22 protein-coding genes are annotated in these 20996 nt (G+C 68.5%); 13 read left to right on the forward strand and 9 right to left on the reverse strand.

The genetic code is table 11. From position 1 onward, the window contains the following. The first annotated feature begins 27 nt into the window (after window positions 1-27). From KX816_16080 to KX816_16090, 3 genes are read left to right on the forward strand one after another with little or no spacing between them, the layout of a single operon-like run. On the forward strand, window positions 28-1437 hold the full coding sequence (locus KX816_16080; GenBank protein QXQ05718.1) for a hypothetical protein: 1410 nt from the start codon (window positions 28-30) through the stop codon (window positions 1435-1437). A 23-nt stretch (window positions 1438-1460) separates the two neighbouring features. Next, complete coding sequence (locus KX816_16085; protein ID QXQ05719.1) at window positions 1461-1925, forward strand: hypothetical protein; 465 nt, start codon at window positions 1461-1463, stop codon at window positions 1923-1925. Window positions 1926-1951: 26 nt separating this feature from the next. Further along, complete coding sequence (locus KX816_16090) at window positions 1952-2809, forward strand: hypothetical protein (GenBank protein QXQ05720.1); 858 nt, start codon at window positions 1952-1954, stop codon at window positions 2807-2809. 50 nt (window positions 2810-2859) lie between these two features. On the opposite strand, the gene KX816_16095 is transcribed toward KX816_16090, so the two are convergent. Genes KX816_16095 through KX816_16105 form a run of 3 tightly spaced genes read right to left on the reverse strand, consistent with a single transcriptional unit; the run spans window position 2860 to window position 6501 of the window. Then, entirely contained in the window at window positions 2860-4311 is a 1452-nt protein-coding gene (locus tag KX816_16095) for an SPOR domain-containing protein (protein ID QXQ05721.1), read from the reverse strand. 7 nt (window positions 4312-4318) lie between these two features. Next, the gene (locus KX816_16100) at window positions 4319-5521 is read right to left on the reverse strand and encodes a dihydroorotase (protein ID QXQ08624.1); all 1203 of its coding nucleotides are present in this window, start codon (window positions 5519-5521) and stop codon (window positions 4319-4321) included. Beyond that, window positions 5515-6501, reverse strand: coding sequence for an aspartate carbamoyltransferase catalytic subunit (locus tag KX816_16105; protein ID QXQ05722.1), 987 nt, complete (start codon window positions 6499-6501; stop codon window positions 5515-5517). The genes KX816_16100 and KX816_16105 overlap by 7 nt, the downstream gene beginning before the upstream one ends. A gap of 271 nt (window positions 6502-6772) precedes the next feature. On the opposite strand from KX816_16105, the gene KX816_16110 reads away from it, so the two are divergent. Both KX816_16110 and infA read left to right on the forward strand, forming a co-directional pair. Continuing rightward, window positions 6773-6979 carry a cold-shock protein gene (locus tag KX816_16110; protein QXQ05723.1) on the forward strand — a complete coding sequence of 69 codons (207 nt, stop codon included), beginning with the start codon at window positions 6773-6775 and terminating at the stop codon, window positions 6977-6979. 7 nt (window positions 6980-6986) lie between these two features. Next, a complete protein-coding gene (infA, locus tag KX816_16115) occupies window positions 6987-7247 on the forward strand; it encodes a translation initiation factor IF-1 (GenBank protein QXQ05724.1) in 261 nt (86 codons plus the stop codon). Between the two features lie 62 nt (window positions 7248-7309). Here the strand turns inward: infA and KX816_16120 are convergent, their stop codons facing one another. After that, the gene (locus tag KX816_16120) at window positions 7310-9208 is read right to left on the reverse strand and encodes an NAD(P)-binding domain-containing protein (protein ID QXQ05725.1); all 1899 of its coding nucleotides are present in this window, start codon (window positions 9206-9208) and stop codon (window positions 7310-7312) included. Between the two features lie 78 nt (window positions 9209-9286). After that, complete coding sequence (locus KX816_16125; protein QXQ05726.1) at window positions 9287-10156, reverse strand: alpha/beta hydrolase; 870 nt, start codon at window positions 10154-10156, stop codon at window positions 9287-9289. Between the two features lie 67 nt (window positions 10157-10223). On the opposite strand from KX816_16125, the gene KX816_16130 reads away from it, so the two are divergent. The 3 genes from KX816_16130 to KX816_16140 all read left to right on the forward strand — a co-directional run bounded on the left by KX816_16130 (window position 10224) and on the right by KX816_16140 (window position 13211). Beyond that, window positions 10224-11519, forward strand: coding sequence for a M20/M25/M40 family metallo-hydrolase (locus KX816_16130; protein QXQ05727.1), 1296 nt, complete (start codon window positions 10224-10226; stop codon window positions 11517-11519). Then, window positions 11519-12457 (forward strand): prolyl aminopeptidase, encoded by a 939-nt coding sequence (pip, locus tag KX816_16135; protein ID QXQ05728.1) that lies wholly within the window; start codon window positions 11519-11521, stop codon window positions 12455-12457. The genes KX816_16130 and pip overlap by 1 nt, the downstream gene beginning before the upstream one ends. Window positions 12458-12518: 61 nt before the next feature. Further along, window positions 12519-13211: an HAD family hydrolase gene (locus KX816_16140; GenBank protein QXQ05729.1), complete on the forward strand. Its 693-nt coding sequence runs from the start codon at window positions 12519-12521 to the stop codon at window positions 13209-13211. On the opposite strand, the gene accC is transcribed toward KX816_16140, so the two are convergent. From accC to aroQ, 3 genes are read right to left on the reverse strand one after another with little or no spacing between them, the layout of a single operon-like run. Then, entirely contained in the window at window positions 13208-14569 is a 1362-nt protein-coding gene (gene accC / locus KX816_16145; GenBank protein QXQ05730.1) for an acetyl-CoA carboxylase biotin carboxylase subunit, read from the reverse strand. The genes KX816_16140 and accC overlap by 4 nt on opposite strands. A gap of 17 nt (window positions 14570-14586) precedes the next feature. Continuing rightward, window positions 14587-15072 (reverse strand): acetyl-CoA carboxylase, biotin carboxyl carrier protein, encoded by a 486-nt coding sequence (locus KX816_16150; GenBank protein QXQ05731.1) that lies wholly within the window; start codon window positions 15070-15072, stop codon window positions 14587-14589. A gap of 34 nt (window positions 15073-15106) precedes the next feature. Further along, window positions 15107-15586 carry a type II 3-dehydroquinate dehydratase gene (gene aroQ, locus KX816_16155; GenBank protein QXQ05732.1) on the reverse strand — a complete coding sequence of 160 codons (480 nt, stop codon included), beginning with the start codon at window positions 15584-15586 and terminating at the stop codon, window positions 15107-15109. On the opposite strand from aroQ, the gene thiS reads away from it, so the two are divergent. The 5 genes from thiS (at window position 15563) to KX816_16180 (ending at window position 20214) form a co-directional block, all read left to right on the forward strand. Then, entirely contained in the window at window positions 15563-16588 is a 1026-nt protein-coding gene (gene thiS, locus KX816_16160) for a sulfur carrier protein ThiS (protein QXQ05733.1), read from the forward strand. The genes aroQ and thiS overlap by 24 nt on opposite strands. 59 nt (window positions 16589-16647) lie before the next feature. Next, window positions 16648-17202 (forward strand): LemA family protein, encoded by a 555-nt coding sequence (locus KX816_16165; protein QXQ05734.1) that lies wholly within the window; start codon window positions 16648-16650, stop codon window positions 17200-17202. 11 nt (window positions 17203-17213) lie between these two features. Next, window positions 17214-17726, forward strand: coding sequence for a hypothetical protein (locus tag KX816_16170; protein ID QXQ05735.1), 513 nt, complete (start codon window positions 17214-17216; stop codon window positions 17724-17726). A 30-nt stretch (window positions 17727-17756) separates the two neighbouring features. After that, window positions 17757-19304, forward strand: a complete 1548-nt coding sequence (locus tag KX816_16175; protein QXQ05736.1) for a DDE-type integrase/transposase/recombinase — start codon at window positions 17757-17759, stop codon at window positions 19302-19304. Between the two features lie 133 nt (window positions 19305-19437). Further along, window positions 19438-20214 (forward strand): DUF3137 domain-containing protein, encoded by a 777-nt coding sequence (locus tag KX816_16180; protein QXQ05737.1) that lies wholly within the window; start codon window positions 19438-19440, stop codon window positions 20212-20214. On the opposite strand, the gene KX816_16185 is transcribed toward KX816_16180, so the two are convergent. Continuing rightward, on the reverse strand, window positions 20181-20804 hold the full coding sequence (locus KX816_16185) for an RNA pyrophosphohydrolase (GenBank protein QXQ05738.1): 624 nt from the start codon (window positions 20802-20804) through the stop codon (window positions 20181-20183). The two genes, KX816_16180 and KX816_16185, sit on opposite strands and share 34 nt — an antisense overlap. Between the last annotated feature and the right edge of the window lie 192 nt (window positions 20805-20996).

A 20996-nucleotide genomic window follows, 5' to 3' on the forward strand; every position in this document is an offset into this window, starting at 1 on the left:
CCGATAATCTGAATAGGGGCTACAGGCATGAATATCGTACCATTTGCGCTGGTCTCTGCGACCGCGCTCGCCGTCGCTGGCGCAGCGCTCGCGCAAGATGCTCCGCCGGCCGTCGCCACCTCTGTCAGCGCTGACCCGGCAATGGACCCGGCCACCGCCAAGGCCGCGCTCAAGGCGCGTGAGCAGCAGGTCAAGGCCTGGAAGGCGCAGTACGGCGACGGCCCCTACCCCGACGAGATCGACGGCTTCACCCAGACCCGCTCCGAGGCACTGCGCCCCTACTTCAAGGCGCTCTACACCGGCGGCGAGCGCAACGCCGTGCTCAATCTGTCGCGCCTCGGCCTCGCGGCGATGGAAGTCGGCAGCTACACCGACGCCGAGCGCGCCTTCGACGCCGCCCTGCTCCGCATCGAGTCGGTCTACGCCAAGAACAAGTCCGCCGAAGCCGCCCGCTCGGTCTTCCACAAGGAGTCGAACAAGGACTGGAAGGGCGAGCCTTACGAGCGCGCCATGGCCTATTACTACCGTGGCCTGCTGTACCTGCGGAAGGGCGACTACAACAACGCCCGCGCCTCCTTCAAGGGTGCCGAATACCAGGACACCGTCTCCGAGGACGAGGAGTTCCAGAGCGACTTCGCGCTGATGGACTACCTCATGGGCTGGGCCTCGCAGTGCGCCGGCGACAACGGCAGCGAAGCCTACGACACCGCGATCAAGGCCGAGAAGGGCCTGACCGCGCCCGGCGCCGCTGACAACGTGCTGATGATCGCCGAGCTCGGCCACGGCCCCTTGAAGGAGAAGGACGGCAAGCAGAAGGAAAAGCTCGTCTTCCGCCCCGCCGAGGGCTTCCCCGAGACCGGCGCGGTGTTCGTGCTGGCCCCGGCGACGGGCGCTTCGACACATTACGACAGCCACCTCGCGAGCAGCGTCTACTACCAGGCTACGACCCGCGGCGGCCGCGCCATGGACGGTATCCTGAACGGCAAGGCGAACTGGAAGACCGGCACCGCGACCGCGGGCAACGCGCTCCTCACCGCCGGTCTCGTGCAGGGCGGCGATGCGGGCATGTACATGGCGCTGGCTGGGGCGCTGTTCTCGCTGGGCTCGTCGGCAATGAAGACCGACGCCGACATCCGGCAATGGGACACTCTGCCCGACGGCGTGTCGCTGTCGACGACGAAGCTGGCCGGGCCCTTCACCTCAACGATCAGCTACGTCAGCGAGAACGGCGCGCTGACCCTGCCGCCGACGCCGGTGATGCAGGCGACGGCGGGCAAGTGCACGATCGTCTGGACGCGCTCGCGAACCGCGCTGACCGGCGGCGACACGCCCGGCGACGATGCCAAGGTGCGCGCCGCGGTCGCCAAGAAGAAGGACGTCGTCCAGAAGGACAAGCTGTTCCGGACCGGCATCGTCTCGACCTTTCTGCCCGAATGATCGCCCTTCAAGGAGCCCCGCCGATGCGCATCCTGCTCGCTGCCGCCTTGCTTGTCGCAACCGCTGGCCCCGCACTGGCCACCGAGAACAAGGTCGTCAGCTGCAAGACCTATCTGGCGCGCTGGGCAGGCCATACTGGCGGTCCGGCGCTCGTCGCCAACGTGCCGTCGTCGATGACCCCGATCGACCTCAACGCGGTGCTGTTCACCGACAAGAAGCTCGACCGGCAGGTCATCGTCGAAGGGCTGTTCGCGCAGCGCACGCCGGTCGGCGGGCTGCGGGTAATGGCGCGGCTGGTCAACTGCACCGACAAGACCCTGGTCATCCAGGCACGGTCGAACTTCATGGACGCCAACCAGCTGCCGACCGAGGCGGCGTCGGCTTGGCGGACCCTCTACCTCTCGCCCCGCGCCACCTCGGTCTACGAGGAAAACTCGGTCGGCCCGCAGGTCGGGGCCTATCTGATCGAAGTGCGGCCCGACCTGTGACGAACCTCATCCCCGGAGCTGGCCAAATGCGGACCCTGATCGCCGTCGGCCTGTTGCTCGTCGCGTCTGCCGCGGCAGCGCAATACCGCGACGATCCCGCCGGTGCACCCGCCGGGGCCTTCCGCGACGGACCCGAGGTGCTCGCGCCGCCGCCGGTGCCGATCCCGGCCGGTGTCGTCGCGGCGGGCAACTTCCGCGCCGTGTACGACCGCGTCGGCCGGCCCCGGATGCTGGTGTTCTGGAACCGCAGCTTCAGCGACGAGGTCAGTTCGACCTACCGCGACAATCTTCACGCCGAAGCCAGCGCGAGCAGTGCCGCTTCGGGCTCGACGTCGACGCGCTCCGGCTGGAACGGCACCGACTCGAAGACCGCCGCCGAGGGTAGCAGCCATTCGTCACTCGACGTCTCGGTGGGGGCACAGCGGGTCGAGGACGGCCGCTTCAACCCACTCGAAGAGAACATCGATTTCGCCGTCGAGGCCGCGTTCTCGCAGACTCTCGCCGGTAACGGTGCCCAGCTGATCGACCGCAGCCTGGCGATGCGGACGGCGCGCGGCGCACGTGGGGCCGGCAGCCGCCCGAACATGCAGGCGATCGAGACCGAAGCGGCCACGTCGCGCGCCGACCTGCTGATCGAGGTGCTGCAGACGTCCGCCTCCGGTACTCCCACCGGGGCGGTGTTCAAGGTCACCGTCAAGGATATCAAGCGCGCCCGGCTGCTCGCCACGTTTACGACCGCGGGCGATCGTCCGTACCGCAAGCCCAGGCTCGTCGCCGGGGCTGGTGGCTTCGTCCGTGCCGGCGCCGAAGGCACGTCGCCAGATGGTGTCGGGCGTGAGCTGGCCAACCGCACGATGGCGGCGCTCGCGGGGTCGCTGCGCTAGCCTACCTGGTTGATCCTAAAACCTGTTTCACGTGAAACAGGTTCGCACCTTCACCCTTGCGTAACAAAGCAGGCCTTGCCCGCAAACGCCAGCTTGGCGCACGTGTCCCGCGCCGCGTCGCGCGATGCGAACGGCCCGAGCTGAAACTTTACCACCGGCCCGGCGGAGTCAAAGATTGGCTTGGCCTTGCCGATCGCGCCCGAGTTCGCCGACTTCACCGAAGCCCAAGCGGCGTCGGCGAGCTTTTGCGACGAGAACGCCCCGAGCTGGACGCGCCAGCCGGCAGGCTTCGCCGGGACCGGTTTCAGGTCGGCGAGCGCCACCGTCGCGGGCTTTAGGTCGACGACATCGGCCTTTGCCGGACGCGCGTCGGCAAGCACTGGCTTCGGTAGCGGCGTTGCGGCGGGAACTGTTGCAGTCGGGGCCGAGGTCGCTGTCGTGGTCGCCGCATCCCCGGGGTTTGGCGGGCCCAGCGATCCACGCGCGGTCGCCGTGGCGGGTGCGACCGGACGCGGATCGGGGACGGCGGTGGCGTTGTCGATCGGTTTCGGCGCTGGCGGCGTCGTGCCCGGCAGGAACGGCTTGGGGCCGGGAACGGCAGCGCTGGCGTCGGACTGGAGCTTCGGAGCCGGGTGCGTCACCGGGTAGGCGGTCGTGATATCGGCGGGGGGCCTGACTGTCGTCGAGCGGGCCGGGTTCGGCACCACGGCCGCGGGCGGCCTCGCCTGGAACGTCCGCGACGACAGGCTGGCGTCCGCGGTCTGCGTCACCGGCTTCGTCACGACCGGCGGGGGCGGGGCAAAGCCGAAGGCCGAGCGCACCGAGGCGACGACGTTGCCCGCCGCGGTGCCGATCGCGCCGGTGGCGTTCGTGGCGAGGCTGCCGGGACGCTGGATGCCGGCCGGGCCGGTACGCTGGATGCTCGCGGCAGCCAGCGCACTCGGTACGCCGGTTCCGGCTGCGAGGCTGGCCGCCATCGCGGTGCCGGCACTGCGCGCATCCGGGGTCAGTACCGGCTCGATCGAGCCCAGCGCGGTCGTCGCCTGCGCCAGTCCGCTCGCCTGGGCGCGGAGCAGATAGCCATAGGCAAGGCCGAGGTTCTTAGGGGTGCCGTCGCCGTTGTAGGCCGCGATGCCGAGCACGTACTGGGCCCGCGCCTCGCCCCGATCCGCGGCCTGCTTGAGCCACTTGACCGCCTCGAGCTTGTCGCCCGCCTGGAACAGCGCGATGCCGAGGTTCGCCTGCGCCGGCAGGTGCCCCTTGAGCGCGGCGCGGCGGTAGTAATCGCGCGCGACTGCCGGGTCCTTGGCGACGCCGCGCCCGAGCTTGTAGGCCTGCCCCATGTTGAAGCAGGCGTCGGCATCGCCTTGGGCGGCAAACGGCAGCCACGCGGCGACGGCGGCGGGATAATCGCCGGCTCGCCAGCGCTCGACGCCCGACTGGACAGTGGCGGGCTGGCCCACAGCGGCAGCACCAACGGCGAGGGTAATCAGGCTCAACATATTGGGATCATGAACTCCACACGATGTCGCCGCCCTTAACGGTCATCGCGACGCGGCCTTGCACGGCCATGCCGTCGAACGGCGTGTTGCCGGCGCTGGCGACGCTGGCGTCGGCGTCGATCCGCCAGGGTGCGCCGGGGTCGTAGACGATGAGGTCGGCGGGGGCTCCGGCAGTCAGGTGCCCCCCGGGCAGGCCGAAAATCCGCGCCGGGGCGGAGGTCATCGCGGCCAGCACGATTTCGCGGCCGATGCCCTCGTTGGTCAGCGTCAGCGCCAGCGCGAGCAGGGTCTCGGCCCCGGTCGCACCCGGCGCGGCATCGGCGAACGGCAGGCGCTTGTCCTCCTGCGTGCGCGGGTCGTGGCCGCTGGCGATGACGTCGATGGTACCATCCGCTAGGCCCTCGATGACGGCACGGCGGTCGTCGTCGTGGCGCAGCGGCGGCGACAGCCGCGCGAAGGTCCGGTAGCCGGTCACTGATTGCTCACCGAGCAGGAAGTACGCAGGCGTGACCCCGCAGGTGACCGCGACGCCGCGCGCCTTGGCGTCGCGGACGAGTCCGATACTTTCCGCCGTGGTGACCTGCCGGATGTGGAGCTTGCAGCCGGTGGCCTCGGCGAGGCGCAGATCGCGGGCGACGCGCAGGGCCTCGGCAAAGGCAGGCGCGGCCGGCAGGCCCATGCGGGTCGCGAACTCGCCCTCGGTTGCGACGGCGTCGCCGGTCAGGCCGTCGTCCTCGGCGTGGACGACCACCACCAGGTCGAAGCCGCGCGCATACTGGAGCAGCCGGTGCATGACGCCGCTGTCGTTGATCCCGGCGCGCCCGGTGGCGCAGCCGACCGCCCCGGCCTCCGCGCACAGCCCGATCTCGGCAAGCTCGACGCCAAGCAGCCCGCGGGTCGCGGCGGCGAGCGGATGGACCCAGACGTCGGGCTTGCCGATGCGCTGGGCGAATTCGATCAGCGCGGGGTCGTCGAGCGGCGGCGAGCGGTCCGGCATCAGCACCACCCGCGTGATCCCGCCCGCGAGACAGGCGGCGGCATCGGCGGCGAACACCCCGGCGTCGATCAGTCCGGGCGCGAGGTGCTTGCCGCCGCAGTCGATGACCTTCGCGTCGGCAGGGGCAGTGCCGCCGATGCTCTCGATCAGCCGGTCGCGGACGACCAGCGTGCCGAGATTCGCGGCGTTGGTGAAGGCAAGGACGCTCACCAGCCGGCGACCCCCCGCCGGCTCCGCGTCAATACGTCGAGGCAGGCCATGCGGACGGCGACGCCCATCTCGACCTGCTCGGTAATCGCCGAGCGGGCGATGTCGTCGGCGACCGCGGTGTCGATCTCGACGCCGCGGTTCATCGGGCCGGGGTGCATGACCAAGACGTCGGGCTTCGCCTTGGCCAGGCGCGCCGCGGTCAGGCCGTAGAAGTGGAAGTATTCGCGTGGGGACGGCACATAGCCGCCGGTCATGCGCTCGCGCTGGAGGCGGAGCATCATCACGACGTCGGCGCCGTCGAGGCCCTCGTCCATTGAGGTGAAGACCTCGACGCCCATGCGGTCAACGTCGGTGCCGATCAGCGTCGGCGGCGCGACGGCGCGGACATGCGCGCCGAGGCTGCCAAGTAGCTGGAAGTTGGAGCGCGCCACCCGGCTGTGCAGGATGTCGCCGCAGATCGCGACGGTCAGCCCCTCGATGCGCCCCTTGCGGCGGCGAATGGTCAGGGCGTCGAGCAGCGCCTGGGTCGGGTGCTCGTGGCGGCCGTCGCCGGCGTTGAGGACCGGGCAGTCGACCTTCTCGGCGATCAGCTGCACCGCGCCCGCGGCCTGGTGGCGGATGACGATCGCATCGGGGTGCATGGCGTTCAGGGTCAGCGCAGTGTCGAGCAGGGTCTCGCCCTTCTTCACTGACGACTGGCCGACGGTCATGTTGACGACGTCGGCACCCAGCCGCTTGCCGGCGATCTCGAAGCTGAGCAGCGTCCGGGTCGAGTTCTCGAAGAAGGCATTGATCACCGTCAGGCCGCGCAGCCGGTCGTCGTGCTTCTCGCGGCCGCGCCCGATCTCGATCCAGCTCTCGGCCTCGTCGAGCAGATAGAGCGCTTCCCACGGCTTCAACTCGGCGACGCCGAGCAAGTGACGATGGGGGAACGGGTGGACGCCGGCGGCGGCGAGATCTGCGTGGCGCGCGGTGGCGTTCATCGGGGCACCGTGTAGCGGTTTGCAGGGGGCGGCGGCAAGCGGCGGGCGGACTCGACCAGTCGTGCGGGCGGCACGGACTGGCGGCGGCATCGTGTCGACGACAACGTACCGGGGCCGGCGGAACTTGCATTTCGCTAAATTTTCGCCCATATCGCCGGTGCCGAAGGTGCCTCACCCGACGAGGCGCTGTTACGGCCCCTAATTCGTTGATGCGCTACCGGTGCTCTGCAGGGATTTTCCCCGGCGGGCTATCGAGACTAAGGACGTTACTATGACGGCAGGCACTGTTAAGTTTTTCAACACCACCAAGGGCTACGGCTTCATCGCCCCCGATGGTGCTTCCAAGGACGTTTTCGTCCACATCAGCGCCGTTGAGCGCGCCGGCCTCGACGGCCTGAACGAAGGCCAGAAGGTCAAGTTCGACGTCGAGAACGATCGCCAGGGCCGCGCTTCGGCCGTCAACCTGTCGCTCGCTTAAGTCGCCTGTGGCGAAGGAAGAAGCCCTCAAGGTCGAAGGCGTGATCGCGGAGATCCTGCCTGATGGCCGGTTCCGCGTTAAGCTGGAAAACGACCACGAGATCATCGCCTACACGGCGGGCAAGATGCGCAAGAACCGCATCCGCTCGATCGTCGGCGACCGGGTTCATGTCGAAATGACCCCGTATGATATCGACAAGGGCCGCATCGTCTTCCGCGAGAAGACCGCACCGATGCCGATGAACCAGAGACGGTTCTTCCGGCGCTAGGGCGCTCCTCGCTGAAAGCTTCCACCCCCTCCCGGCAACGGGAGGGGGTTTTGCTGTGTGGACTAGCTCAGCTCGAATTCCGCCGGGTCGGGCGCCCGCGTCGCGCTCCAATAGTCGACTAGGGCAAACGGCCAGTTTTGGGCCACCCGCCCGGACTTCGCCTTGTACCAGCTCGACACGCCCGACACGCCCCAAGCCATCTTCGCGTTCGCCGCATCGACCCGCAGGTTAAAGGCGTCGTGGACCGCGCGCTTGGGAGCCAACGCCGTCCCGCCGCCCTCGATCAGCAACTTCAGGCAGCCGAGGATGTAGTTCACACTCGCCTCCGAGAAGAACACGATCGAGCCGTTGACGACAATGTTGGTGTTCGGACCGTAGAGCATGAAGAAGTTCGGGAAGCCCGGCACGGTCATTCCGAGATAGGCGCGTGCGTCGCCGGCCCACTCAGCGTGGAGGTCGCGGCCGGCTTCGCCGGTGACCCGCATCGGCATCAGGAATTCCGACGCCGTGAAGCCGGTCGCGTAGATCAGCACGTCCGCCTCGATCAACCGCCCGGACGCCAGCCGCACGCCCGTCGGCTCGACTGCGGCGACCGGATCGGTGATCAACTCGACGTTCGGCTGCTTGAGCGCCGCTGCCCAGACGCCGTTGTCGACCAGCATGCGCTTGCCACCGGGGGCATAGGTCGGGACGAGCTTGGCAAGCAGGTCAGGCCGGTCCTCGTATTGCGACGCCAGGCTCGCCTCGAGCATTGCCCGCAGGCCAGCATTCGCCGGCGACAGCGAGCCGGGTTCGTTCCAGCCCTCCTCGTGCGACACCGCCGGCAGCAGGAACTCGGTCAGCGACCAGAACAAGGCGAAGCGGTACCACTTGGCGTAGAACGGCGCGTGGCGGAGCAGCCAGCGCTTTTCGTGCGCGACCGCGTCGTGATACGCCGGCTGGGGCAGAAGCCACGGCGGCGTGCGCTGGAAGATGCTCAGGCTAGCGACGTCGGCGGCGATCTCGGGCACGATCTGGAACGCCGACGCGCCGGTGCCGATGACCGCGACGCGCTTGCCCTTGAGGTCGACGTCGGCTCGCCATTCCGCCGAGTGAAAGGCTGTCCCCGCGAAGCTGCCGATGCCGGGCAGGTCGGGCAGCTTCGGCCGGTTCAGCTGCCCGACCGCGCTGATCACGGCGCGGGCGCGCAGGGTCTCGCCGCCGACCAGTTCGACCGCCCACGCGCTGCCGTCCCAGACCGCCGACGCGACCTTGGTGTTGAAGCGGATGTGCGCGGCGAGGTCGTATTTCGCGCTGATGCGCTCGAAATAATCCTGCAGCACGTCACCGGTCGAATAGCGGTACGGCCATTCGTGTGCAGGCTCGAACGAGTAGCTGTAGAGGTGATTCGGGGTGTCGACGCGGACACCGGGATAGCGGTTCGCCCACCATGTCCCGCCGACCTTGTCGCGGGCCTCGACAATGGTGAACGGCACCCCCGCCTGCTTCAGCGCGATGCCCGCGAGCAGGCCCGACATTCCGGCACCGACGATCACGACCGGCCATTCGGCCTTGGTCGCCGTCGGCGCGTCGATGACGACGCGCGAGGCCAGGGGCAGGCCGTCGAGGTGGAGTTCGTCGGTCAGGAAGTCGTGATAGGCGGCGGGCACGTCACCGCCGGCGACGTAGTTCAGCGCGCGCTCGACAGCGGCTGCCGTGGGCCGGGGCAGTTCCGGGAAACCGGCATCGCGCCACCGGCTCAGGTGTACGAGGGCAAGGTCGCGGGCGCGTGCCTGCTGGTCTGTGGGGATGCCGCCGTTCTCGTCGCCGAGCGCGCTCAGGCCGGTCGCGGGCGGGTCGAAGCCGTCGAGATGGTCGGCGTTTCCGGTGAAATGGATGAGGCTGGCGAGCAGCGCCGGGATATGTGCCGCTTCGAGCGCGGCACGGATGCTCGCGTCGTCGTCGGTGAAAGGCTCGGCCATCCAACTGTCTCCCAAGGTCTTTTCCCGGGAGCTTAACGTGCACGGCAACCGGGCGCGACCCTTGTTTTCGGGCGCCCCTCAGAGCGTAGGGTCGAGGAACTTCGTCATGTCGTCCAGCGCCGGAGCCTTGCCTCGGAACGGCTTCGACAGCGCCAGCAACAGTCCGATGTGGCCAATGCCCGGATAGTCGATGACCTGCGCCGAAGCCCCTGCCGCCTTCAACTTTGCGGCCAGCGACGTGGCGTTGCGCGGCTTGACCGTGGTGTCGTCATGGCCGGTCAGCAGCAGCGAAGGCGGCGCGGCGGCGCTGGCAAAGCTGATCGGCTGGTTGACCCTGGGGTCGCTGTTGCGCCCGAACGCGGCCTCCGCCGACCCGCCGGGTTCGAACGGGTAGAAGTCGTAGGGGCCAGCCAATCCGACGAAGGCCTTGATGCTGCCCGGCGGCACGCGCCCCGGCTCCAGCGCCAGCATCGCGGCGATGTAGGCACCCGCAGAGTGACCTGCGACCGCGACCCGCGCCGGGTCGCCGCCGTAACGCCCGACGTTGGCGCGAACCCACGCCATTGCCGCCGCGCCGTCGTCGACGAAGGCCGGAAAGTGCACTGCAGGCACCTTGCGGTAGTCGGGCACGACGACGACGAAGCCGCGCGCCGCCAGCGCATGGCCGACAAAGCCATAGCCGTCGCGGCTGCCGGTCGCCCAGCTGCCGCCATAGAAGAACACGATGACGCGGGCGTTGCTCGCGTCCCTGGGTGCATAGACGTCGAGGCGCTGGAGCGGGTCGATGCCGTACGCGACCCCGTCGCCGACCTTGCTGGTGCCGCCGTCGCCGGGCGTCAGGTCGTTCAGGGTGCGGAGCGTGCCGAGGCTCGAACAGCTGGCGAGCAACGCGGTGCCGACGAGCGCAAGGCCGATCCCGATGACGCTGCGGCGTGTGATTGTCTGCATTGCTGCTCCCGGCTTGCCCGCTCACCGGCTTGGCGTCACTGTCCATTACGTTTCAGCGGAGTGGAAGATGCGTCGGATTGCGGTTCTTGGGCTTGGGCTGGTCGCGAGTGCGGCCAGCGGCGCGGCACCGGCGGTTTCACCCGTCGAGCTCCGCGCGACGATCGAGCACCTCGTCGGCTTCGGGACCCGCCACACCATGTCGGACCAAGCCTCGCCGACCCGCGGCATCGGCGCGGCACGAACCTACGCGGCTGCGAGCTTCGCGGAGATCGCGGCGAAATGCGGCGGCTGCCTGACCATCGAGCAGCCCGAGCAGATCGTCGAGGGCAAGCGCATCGCGACGCCGACCCGGCTGGTCGACGTCCTCGCCGTCCAGCGCGGCACCAGCGATCCGGAGCGCGTCGTCATCATCTCCGGGCATATCGACAGCCGCAACACCGACGCACTCGATGCAACCGGCGACGCCCCCGGCGCGAACGACGACGGATCGGGCACGGCGGCGGTGATCGAGGCGGCGCGGGTCCTTTCGGGTCGCAAGTTCGCCGCGACCATTGTCTACGCGGTACTGTCGGGCGAGGAGCAGGGCCTGTACGGCGGCAAATTGCTGGCGGCGACCGCCAAGGCGCGCGGCTGGAAGGTCGAGGCAGTGCTCAACAACGACATCGTCGGCAATACCCACGGCTCCGGCGGGGCCAAGGACGACCGCACCGTGCGCGTCTTCGCGGAGGGCACACGCGCCACCGAGACTCCGGACCAGGCCACCAGCCGACGCTACAACGGCGGCGAGGTCGACAGCCCGGCGCGGAACCTCGCACGGTTCGTCGAGGCGCTTGGGCCGAAGGCCGGGATCACCGTCGAAATGGTCTACCGCACCGACCGCTACAGCCGCGGCGGCGACCAGGTGCCGATGCTCGAGGCGGGCTATCCCGCAGTCCGCATCACCGAGCGCCAGGAGAACTACGACCGCCAGCATCAGAACGTCCGCGTCGAAAACGGCCGGCGCTACGGCGACACCATCGACGGGGTCGACTTCGGGTATCTGGCGAAGGTGACGCGCCTCAACGTCGCCGCGCTTGCCGCGCTCGCTGCTGCTCCCGCGCCGCCCTCGGGTGTGACCATCGAGGGTGCGGTGACACCGGACACGGTCCTCAAGTGGCAGGCGGTGCCGGGCGCGGCGCGCTATGTCGTGTGGTGGCGCAAGACCGACGCGCCGCGCTGGCAGTTCAGCCGCGACGCCGGTGCTGCGACGACGCTGACCCTCAAGGGCATCGACATCGACAGCTGGTTCTTCGGGGTGTCGGCGGTGGCAGCGGACGGCTCGGCGAGCCCGGTGGTCTTCCCCGGCGCGGCAGGCGCATTCTGATGGGCAGCCTCTACCCGCCGATCGAGCCATACGAGACCGGCACCCTCGACGTCGGCGACGGCCATGTCCTCTATTACGAGCGCAGCGGCACGCCCGGAGCCAAGCCCGCGGTGTTTCTCCACGGTGGGCCGGGTGCCGGCATCTCGCCCGAGCATCGTCGATTGTTCGATCCCGCGCGCTACGACGTGCTGCTGTTCGAGCAGCGCGGCTGCGGCCGCTCGACGCCGCATGCAGGGCTCGAGGCCAACACGACCTGGCACCTGGTCGCAGACATCGAGCGCTTCCGCCGGTTGGCGGGGGTCGAACGCTGGCTGGTGTTCGGCGGCTCGTGGGGCTCGACGCTGGCACTGGCCTATGCCGAGACGCAGCCGGAGCGCGTCACCGAGCTGATCCTGCGCGGCGTCTATACGTGCACCAAGCCGGAGATCGACTGGTACTACCAGTTCGGCGTGTCGGAGATGTTCCCCGACAAGTGGGAGCGATTCCTTGCCCCCATTCCCGAGGCCGAGCACGGCGACCTGCTCCACGCCTACCACCGCCGCCTTACCGGCGACGACCTCGCGGTGCAGGTCGCGGCCGCGCGGGCGTGGAGCCTGTGGGAGGGTGAGACCATCACACTGCTGCCCGATGCCGAGAAGTCGGCGCACCACGACGACGGGCATTTCGCGGTCGCTTTCGCGCGGCTGGAGACGCACTTTTTCGTGCACGACTGCTGGCTCGAGCCGGACCAGTTACTCCGCGATGCCGGGCGGCTGGCGGACATCCCCGGCACGATTGTCCAGGGCCGCTACGACATGCCGTGCCCGGTGCGCTACGCGTGGGCGCTGCACAAGGCATGGCCGCGCGCCGACTTCCACCTCGTCGAGGGGGCCGGCCATGCCTGGGACGAGCCCGGCATCCAGTCGCGGCTGGTGGACGCGACCGACCGCTATGCCTGAGGCCGCCACGCGGAACCGCTGACGTCGGCGCTGGTTGGCGAGCTCAACCGGGAGCCCTGCAATGCCGATCCGCGCCGTCCTGTTCGATCTCGACGGGACCCTCGTCGACAGCAATGACCAGCACGTCGCGGCGTGGGACGAGGCGTTTCGCGCCGCCGGCTACACGTTCCGGCGGGGCATGATCCACAACCAGATCGGCAAGGGTGCCGACGGCTTGGTTCCCGCCCTGATACCGTGGGCCGACGCGGAGTTGGCGGACGCTCTTGGCGAGGCCTCGGGCAAGATCTTCAAGGACAAATACCTCGATGCTATCCGGCCATTCGCGGGTGCGCGCCAGCTACTCGTTCGGGTCCACCGCGCCGGACAGCGCATCGTGCTGGCGTCGTCGGCATCGATGGCCGAGGTAGAACACTATCTCGACCTGCTCGACGCGCACGATCTGGTCACCGCCACGACCAGCGCCCACGATGTCGAACACACCAAACCCGCGCCCGATATATTCAAGGCGGCACTGGCCAAGCTCACCCCGATGACCGCCGGAGAGGCGATCGTCGTCGGCGACACGCCCTATGACATCCAGGCGGCGAAAGCCTGCGGAATCCCGACGATCGCCGTTCGTTCGGGCCGGTTCCCCGACATCTCGCTGTTCGATGCCGGCGCGTTCGCACTTTACGACGATGTCGCGACGCTACTTGCTGGCTACGATAGCTCGCCGCTGGCCGCGCAGCCCGACGCGCTGCACCACCGGCTCTAGGCCGCGCTCGCCGCCGCCGCGCGCTCGGCTAGCCAGCGCTCCAGCCACTTGATCGAATAGTCGCCGGCCTGGAACTCGGGATCCTCGATCAACGCCTGGTGGAGCGGGATCGTCGTCTTGGGGCCGTGGATGACATACTCCTCGAGGGCGCGCCGCAGCCGGTTGATCGCGTCCTCGCGGGTCGCGCCGTAGACGATCAGCTTGGCGATCAGCGAGTCGTAATAAGGTGGGATGCGGTAGCCGTCATACAGCGCGCTATCGACACGGACGTGGAGGCCGCCCGGCGCGTGATAGTCTGTCACCCGGCCCGGCGACGGCGCGAATGTGGCGGGGTCCTCGGCGTTGATCCGGCACTCGATGGCGTGGCCCTCGAAGCGCACCTGCTCCTGCGTGACAGACAGCGGCAGCCCGGCGGCGATGCGGATCTGCTCGCGCACCAAGTCGATGCCGGTGACCGCCTCGGTGACCGGGTGCTCGACCTGGAGCCGGGTGTTCATCTCGATGAAATAGAATTTCCCGTCCTCGTAAAGGAACTCCATCGTGCCGGCGCCGCGGTATTCGAGCTTGGCGACGGCAACGCGGACGATCTCGCCCATGTCGGCGCGCTGCTGCGCCGACAGCGCGGGCGACGGAGCTTCCTCGAGCATCTTCTGGTGGCGGCGCTGGAGCGAGCAGTCGCGCTCGCCGAGGTGGATCGCACCGCCCTTGCCGTCGCCGAAAACCTGGAATTCGATGTGCCGCGGTTCGGACAGGTACTTCTCGATGTAAACGGTGTCGTCGCCGAACGCCGCCTTGGCCTCCTGCTTCGCCGCCGCGATCAGGCCCGGGGCGCTCGCCGCATCGGGGATGACCTTCATGCCGCGGCCGCCACCGCCAGACGCGGCCTTGACCAGCACCGGGTAGCCGATGGTGTCGGCGATCGCGATGGCTTCCTCGGCGCTCGCGACCGGACCGTCGGAACCGGGGACCAGCGGCAGGCCGAGCATAGCCGCGGTGCGCTTGGCCTCGATCTTGTCGCCCATGCGGCGGATGTGGTCGGGGGTCGGCCCGATCCATACGATGTTGTGCTCCTCGACGATCTCGGCGAAGCGCGCGTTCTCGCTTAGGAAGCCGTAGCCCGGATGGATCGCGTCCGACTGCGAGATTTCCGCCGCCGAGATAATGTTCGGCACGTTGAGATAGGAATCGGTCGCCGACGCCGGCCCGATGCAGATCGCCTCGTCGGCCATGCGGACGTGCATCGCGTCCGCATCTGCGGTCGAGTGCACGGCAACGGTCTTGATCCCCAGCTCGCGGCAGGCGCGGTGAATCCGGAGCGCGATTTCGCCGCGATTGGCGATCAGGATCTTCTTGAACATGGTCTGCGGCCGCGGGTTCATTCGATGATGACGAGCGGCTCGTCGTACTCGACCGGCTGCTCGCTCTGGATGAAGATGCGCGTCACGACGCCGTCACGGGGCGCAGTGATCGGGTTCATCACCTTCATCGCCTCGACGATCAGCAGTGTGTCGCCCGCCTTGACCGCCTTGCCCTCGGTGATGAACGGCGGGCTGCTCGGGTCGGCGGTCAGATAGGCCGTGCCGACGATCGGCGAGCGGACCAGCCCCGGATGCGTCTTGTAGTCGTCGACAGCAGCCGCCGCCGGGGTGGCTGCCGCAGCGGCCGGGGCCGGCGGTGCGACCGCCCAGACGTTGCCTGCCGAAGGTCCGGGCTGCCCGGAATACTGCGGCGGCTTGCGAACGACGCGGATGCGCCGTTCGCCGTCGGTGACCTCGATCTCGGTCAGCTGCGTGGTGTCGAGAAGTTCGGCGAGCTCGCGCACCAGCGCGGTGTCGACCTGCATGCCCGTGCCCTCGGTCATTTGGTCCTCAAGATTTGTGGATCCCGTCCAAGTGTCAGAATGCCGCAGCCGCGTCCAGCGCCAGGCGATAGCCCAAGGCTCCGAAACCGGCGATGGTTCCACGCGCGACGGGCGCCAGGTGGCTGCGGTGGCGAAAGCTTTCCCGCGCATGGGGGTTCGACAGATGGACTTCGATGACCGGCGTGGTGACGGACTTCACCGCGTCGCGGAGCGCCACCGAGGTGTGGGTCAGCCCACCGGCGTTGAGGATCACGGCGCGGACGCCGCGGCTCGAGGCCTCGTGGATCCAGTCGATCAGGTGGCCCTCGTGGTTCGACTGGCGCAGGTCGATCGCCAGGCCCAGCGTCTGGCCGTGGTCCTCGAGCATCGCCGCGATATCGTCGAGCGTGTCGCTGCCATAGATCTCGGGCTCGCGGGTCCCCAGCAGATTGAGGTTCGGCCCGTTCAGGACGAACACGAGGTTGCTGGCATCGCTCACGGCGGTGCTTATATGGACCAAACCGCGCCCCGTCATCCCTCCGTCATTTCTAGGCCCATGACCCTGTCCATCATCATCAACGGCGAGCCCCGCCGCGTTGCCACCGGCAGCACCATCGCCGCGCTGCTCGGCGAACTCGGACTCGATGCGGCGAAGGTCGCGGTCGAGCGCAACCTGAGCATCGCGCCACGGTCGGCGTTCGCGCAGACTGCGCTCAGTGACGGCGACACGCTCGAGATCGTGCATTTCGTGGGCGGCGGCCAGGATGACGGCGACGGCTGGGAGGTCGCGGGCCGTAAGTTCAGCTCGCGGCTGATCGTCGGCACCGGCAAGTACAAGGACTATGCCCAGAATGCCGACGCGGTCGAGGCTTCGGGGGCGGAGATCGTCACCGTCGCGGTCCGCCGGGTCAACGTGACCGACCGAAATGCGCCAATGCTGACCGACTTTATCGACCCGAAGAAGTATACCTATCTGCCGAACACCGCCGGCTGCTTCAACGCCGACGAAGCGGTGCGGACGCTGCGGCTGGCGCGCGAGGCGGGTGGCTGGAAACTGGTCAAGCTCGAGGTGCTCGGCGAAGCGCGGACCCTGTACCCCGACATGGCCGAGACGCTGGTCGCGACCAAGACGCTGGTCGCCGAGGGCTTCGACGTCATGGTCTACTGCGCCGACGACCCGATCGCGGCGAAGAAGCTGGAGGACCTCGGCGCCTGCGCGATCATGCCGCTCGGCTCGCTGATCGGCTCAGGCCTGGGCATCCAGAACCCGGTGACGATCCGCATGATCGTCGAGGGCGCCACGGTGCCGGTGCTGGTCGATGCCGGCGTCGGCACCGCGTCCGAGGCGTCGGAGGCAATGGAGCTCGGGTGCGCCGGCGTGCTGATGAACACCGCGATCGCCGAGGCCAAGGACCCGATCCTGATGGCGCGGGCGATGAAGCTCGCGGTCGAGAGCGGCCGGCTGGCTTACCGCGCCGGACGCATGGCCCGCCGACGCTACGCGGACCCATCGAGCCCCTTGGCGGGCCTGATCTGAGGCTTGCCCGAAACGGCTTAACCGGTCAGGTTGCGCCCTAGTAACGGGGAGTCGCGTCCATGGGCCTGATCGGCTGGATCGTCGTCGGCGCTGTGCTGATCGGGCTGTACACCTGGTACGCCAACATCGTCACTCGCCGGAACCGCGTCGGCGAAGCGCTGGCGGGTGTCGACGTCCAGCTCAGCCAGCGCCACGACCTGATCCCCAATCTGCTCGCGGTCGCCAAGCGCTTCATGGAGCACGAGCGCGGGCTGCTGGACGAGATCACCGCGCTCCGCGCCAAGGCCGCGAGCGCCACACAGCCGGCCGCCAAGTTCGCCGCCGAGGGCCAGCTCGATGCCGGGCTCGGCAGGCTGTTCGCGGTCGCCGAGGCTTATCCGCAACTCAAGTCCGACGGCCCGATGATCGAAGCGCAGCGCGGCCTGACCGAGGTCGAGACCAACATCGCCGCTGCCCGGCGCTTCTACAACACCGCCGTGACCGACCTCCGCAACGCGACGCAGATCTTCCCCGGCTCGCTGCTCGCGGGGCTGGCGGGAGCCTCGACGCCGCCGCCGTTCTTCGAAGCCCCCGAAGCCAGCCGCGCCCCGGTCGACGCGGCGAAATACCTGTAGGGGTAGGCGCCGTGACCGAGCCTGCCGCCGCTGCCCGTCCGGCGCTGGCACGGGTCGTGCTGGTCTCGGCGCTCGCTGCGGGCGTGGCGGTATTCGTGGCGTCGGTGATGGCCTCGGTCCACAAGACGCCCGGCATCGGCGGGCTGATGACCGGCATCTTCGCTGGCCTGTTCGGCGGGCTGCTGGTCGCGGTGGGCGGTGCGTGGCTCGGCATGAGACTCGCGGTGCCGGATGTCCCGCCGGTGATCGACACCGCGCTTGGCGATCGGCTCGCGGCGGGACTGGGGGACGTGCTCGGCGAGCTCGAGGCGACCCGCGTCGACCTGTACGCACAGGCGATCGCCCGCGCGCGGTGGCGGGTGCCGCTCGGCATCGCCGGCGGCGTGGTATTCTGGCTGATGCACCAGTTCGGTGGTGACCCCGACGGGGTCTTCGAACTTCTGATGTATCTCGGCATGGGCGGCATGGGGGGCGCATTGCCTCGCCTGATTTGCTCCCGCGGCGGGGGTCGTTGCCTCATTTAAAATGCTCTCGAGATTGTTCGGGAGCGAGCTATGAGGACGGTGAGCATGGCAACGCGTACGGAGCTGGTCGCTGCGATCAGCGAACGGTACCGATCGGCTGATCGAGCAAGCAAGGGCCGGGTGCTGGACGAGTTCGTTGCGGTGACGGGATTTCACCGCAAGCATGCGATGCGGCTGATGCGGGCGGGCCCCGCGGTCACGACGGCGAACGTCCGCATCGAGCGTCGGATCTACGACGAGGCGGCCCGGACCGCGCTTATCGTGCTCTGGGAGGCGGCGGATCGGCTGTGCGGCAAGCGATTGCGACCGCTCATTCCGATCCTGCTGGAGGCGATGGAGCGCCATGGCCATCTGGACTTGGCGCCGGCGGTGAGGTCGCAGCTGACGAAGATGAGCGCGGCAACGATCGATCGCGTGCTTCGCGCCGCAAAGGCCGGTAATCGCAAACCGCGGCGACGTGGTGTCGCGGGAACGGCGCTCCGGCAAAGCGTACCGATCAGGACGTTTGACGACTGGGACAATCCGGCACCGGGGTATGTCGAAGCCGATCTCGTATCGCACAGCGGTCCGGTCGCGAAGGGAAGCTTTGCGTGGACGTTCACGTTGACTGACATCGCGACCGGCTGGACTGAGTGCGCGCCGCTACTGGTTCGCGAGCAGACGGTGCTCGTCGCGGTGCTTAGCGAGGTGCGCAGGCTGATGCCGTTCCCGCTGCTGGGGTTCGACACTGACAACGATAGCGTCTTCATCAACGAGACGGTGCGCGATTACTGCGCTGCCTCCGACATCGCGTTCACGCGCTGCCGACCCTATCGCAAGAACGACCAGGCATGGGTGGAGCAAAAGAACGGATCAGTCGTGCGCCGCCTGGCTGGCTATCGTCGCTTCGAGGGGCTGGAGGCGACCGTTGCGCTGGCTGAGCTGTACGCGGCGTCGCGCCTGTTCGTGAACTTCTTCCAGCCCTCGTTCAAGCTGGCCGAGAAGCACCGCGACGGTGCGCGGGTTCGCAAGCGCTATCATGCACCAGCGACGCCCTATCAGCGGTTGCTCGACGATCCGCGGGTATCTGATAAGACCCGGACACGCGTGCGTGCGATCTTTGCCGACCTCGATCCCGTCCGCTTGCTGCGCGATATCAGGGCGGCCCAACAGCGGCTGGTCGCCCTTGCCGACATGGTCAGCCCAGTACCGGTGAGCGAGCAGCCCGCGGCCCCACCATTGGACGCGTTCCTCTCCAGCTTGCAAACGATATGGCAGGGCGGTGAAGCGCGACCGACTGCATCCAATAAACCGGTCATCAAGCGCGGTCGTCGCCGTCCCGATCCGCTGATCGAGGTGAGCGAGCAGTTGAAGCGCTGGTTCGAGGACGAGCCGTGGCGCACCGGCAGGGAGCTGCTGGAAAAACTTCAGGTCGAGCGGCCCGACAACTATCCCGATGGCCTGATCCGTACCGTCCAGCGCCGCCTTAAGGTCTGGCGGTCCGAATACGCTCACGCACTGGTGTTCACTCATTCCGGGCTGGCGGCGGAATCTCCTACGGATACGGCGATGCCGGTGTCGGTGCTAGTCGAAGGTTGATGGGACGCTGCTCCGCTTCGCCTACGGCTCCGCTCCACAGCGTCCCATCAACCGGGAATCGACCTCGCCTGGTGATCGGCGTAGGGGAACACTCTGGTGAGGCAACGGCATCACCGCTCGGGAACATCTTCTCGTGAGGCAACACGGGGGTTATTTCTGGGCCACCGCGGCGCTGAGCGGGCGCTACGTTCGCCTGTACAAGGATCGCGTCCTGCCCCGTCTCGCCGCCGGCTTCGGGCCGATCTCGTACCGTGAGGCCGTCACCCCCGACCTCGCTCAGCTCCGCGCCGAGCACGTCTTCGCGGACTTCGACGACCACAGCTGCGTGGACGAGCTGTTCGGCACCTACCGTGGCCTGCAGGTCAGCATCATGGAGCTGTCCCTCCACAAGGGCAGCGGCGACGACCGCCGGACGGTGTTCAACGGCCTGATCGCGCAGATCGACCTGCCGCGCGGGCTCAGCGGCGACACCGCGATCATCGCCGACGAGGGTATGGCCGGCACGGTGCGCGACTGGATGATGCGCGGCGACCGCCAGCGCGTCCGCGTCGAGGACCCCGAGTTCGAGGCCGCATGGCAAGTCTATGGCACCGACCAGATCGGCGCGCGCGCGCTGCTGACCCCGGCGTTCATGGAGCGCTTCAAGCAACTCGCGCGCCGTCCGGGTTTCGGCAAGCCGCTGGGGCTGGCGAACGGCAACCACCTGCTGCTGGCGCTGCCGAGCTGGGGCGGGTCGCCGTTCAGGACGCCGAGTTTCAGTAAACCCGCCGCCAGCCGCGACACGCTGATCGCGCTCCATGACGGCATTGCCGCGCTGCTCGCGACGGTCGACGCGGTCATCGACCTCGACCAGGGCAGTCGGGCGACCGCAGCGCGTCAGGTGACCGGAGGCAGCGCCGCCAGGACCTGAGTGTAGAGGTCGCGCTTGAACGGCACGATCAGCGAGTCGAGTTCGTCGCGAGCCGCCCATTGCCAGGCGCTGAACTCGGCATGCTTGGTGCCGATATCGACGTCGGCGTTGGTGCCGAGAAAGCGCATCGCGAACCACTTCTGACGCTGGCCGCAGTAGCGGCCCTTCCAGATTGTGCCGATCAGCTCGTCGGGCAGGTCGTAGTAGAGCCATTCCGTGCTCTCGCCGACGACCTCGACGAGATCAGGCGACACCCCGGTCTCCTCGGTCAACTCGCGCAGCGCCGCCTCGAGCGGCTCCTCGCCCTTGTCGATGCCGCCCTGGGGCATCTGCCACGCCTCCAGCGTCGAATCGAGGCGCTGGCCGACGAAAACCAGCCCCTCCGCGTTCAGCAGCATGATGCCGACGCCGGCACGGTAGGGCAGCCCGGACGTGTGCGTGCGATCGGTCAACGTCCGGTCTCCTTGCAGGCAGCTGCGGTTTCGCCCTTGCGGCAGGTCAGCAGCGGCGCGAGCCGTTTCAGCTTGGCGGCGGCCTGTCGTTCGAAGCCGGCGGTGGCGGCGCCGCGCTCGGCGTACTGGACGGTCCACATGTTCTGGTCGTCGCGGAAAACCGCGATCACGGCGCGCTCGCTGCCGGGTCCGCCTTCAGCGCCGCAGCCGATGACGACGGTACGATAGGCAAGCGGCGGCTGCATCGTGGGGCCGAGGTCGCGGTAGACGCGTCCGGGACACGTGCCACGATCGAAGACGGCACTGGCCAGGGCCTTGTCGGGTATCCGT

This window comes from Sphingosinicellaceae bacterium, assembly GCA_019285715.1.
GTDB lineage: Bacteria > Pseudomonadota > Alphaproteobacteria > Sphingomonadales > Sphingomonadaceae > Glacieibacterium.

Excerpts from the sequence above, each read along its gene's own strand:
- KX816_16140 (QXQ05729.1), top strand. The coding sequence starts at position 12,519 with ATGCCGATCCGCGCCGTCCTGTTCGATCTCGACGGGACCCTCGTCGAC.
- KX816_16080 (QXQ05718.1), top strand. The coding sequence starts at position 28 with ATGAATATCGTACCATTTGCGCTGGTCTCTGCGACCGCGCTCGCCGTC.
- KX816_16165 (QXQ05734.1), top strand. The coding sequence starts at position 16,648 with ATGGGCCTGATCGGCTGGATCGTCGTCGGCGCTGTGCTGATCGGGCTG.
- accC (QXQ05730.1), bottom strand. The coding sequence starts at position 14,569 with ATGTTCAAGAAGATCCTGATCGCCAATCGCGGCGAAATCGCGCTCCGG.
- KX816_16120 (QXQ05725.1), bottom strand. The coding sequence starts at position 9,208 with ATGGCCGAGCCTTTCACCGACGACGACGCGAGCATCCGTGCCGCGCTC.
- KX816_16090 (QXQ05720.1), top strand. The coding sequence starts at position 1,952 with ATGCGGACCCTGATCGCCGTCGGCCTGTTGCTCGTCGCGTCTGCCGCG.
- KX816_16130 (QXQ05727.1), top strand. The coding sequence starts at position 10,224 with ATGCGTCGGATTGCGGTTCTTGGGCTTGGGCTGGTCGCGAGTGCGGCC.
- KX816_16095 (QXQ05721.1), bottom strand. The coding sequence starts at position 4,311 with ATGTTGAGCCTGATTACCCTCGCCGTTGGTGCTGCCGCTGTGGGCCAG.
- KX816_16150 (QXQ05731.1), bottom strand. The coding sequence starts at position 15,072 with ATGACCGAGGGCACGGGCATGCAGGTCGACACCGCGCTGGTGCGCGAG.
- aroQ (QXQ05732.1), bottom strand. The coding sequence starts at position 15,586 with ATGACGGGGCGCGGTTTGGTCCATATAAGCACCGCCGTGAGCGATGCC.
- KX816_16105 (QXQ05722.1), bottom strand. The coding sequence starts at position 6,501 with ATGAACGCCACCGCGCGCCACGCAGATCTCGCCGCCGCCGGCGTCCAC.
- KX816_16085 (QXQ05719.1), top strand. The coding sequence starts at position 1,461 with ATGCGCATCCTGCTCGCTGCCGCCTTGCTTGTCGCAACCGCTGGCCCC.
- KX816_16175 (QXQ05736.1), top strand. The coding sequence starts at position 17,757 with ATGAGGACGGTGAGCATGGCAACGCGTACGGAGCTGGTCGCTGCGATC.
- thiS (QXQ05733.1), top strand. The coding sequence starts at position 15,563 with ATGGACCAAACCGCGCCCCGTCATCCCTCCGTCATTTCTAGGCCCATG.
- KX816_16125 (QXQ05726.1), bottom strand. The coding sequence starts at position 10,156 with ATGCAGACAATCACACGCCGCAGCGTCATCGGGATCGGCCTTGCGCTC.
- pip (QXQ05728.1), top strand. The coding sequence starts at position 11,519 with ATGGGCAGCCTCTACCCGCCGATCGAGCCATACGAGACCGGCACCCTC.
- KX816_16110 (QXQ05723.1), top strand. The coding sequence starts at position 6,773 with ATGACGGCAGGCACTGTTAAGTTTTTCAACACCACCAAGGGCTACGGC.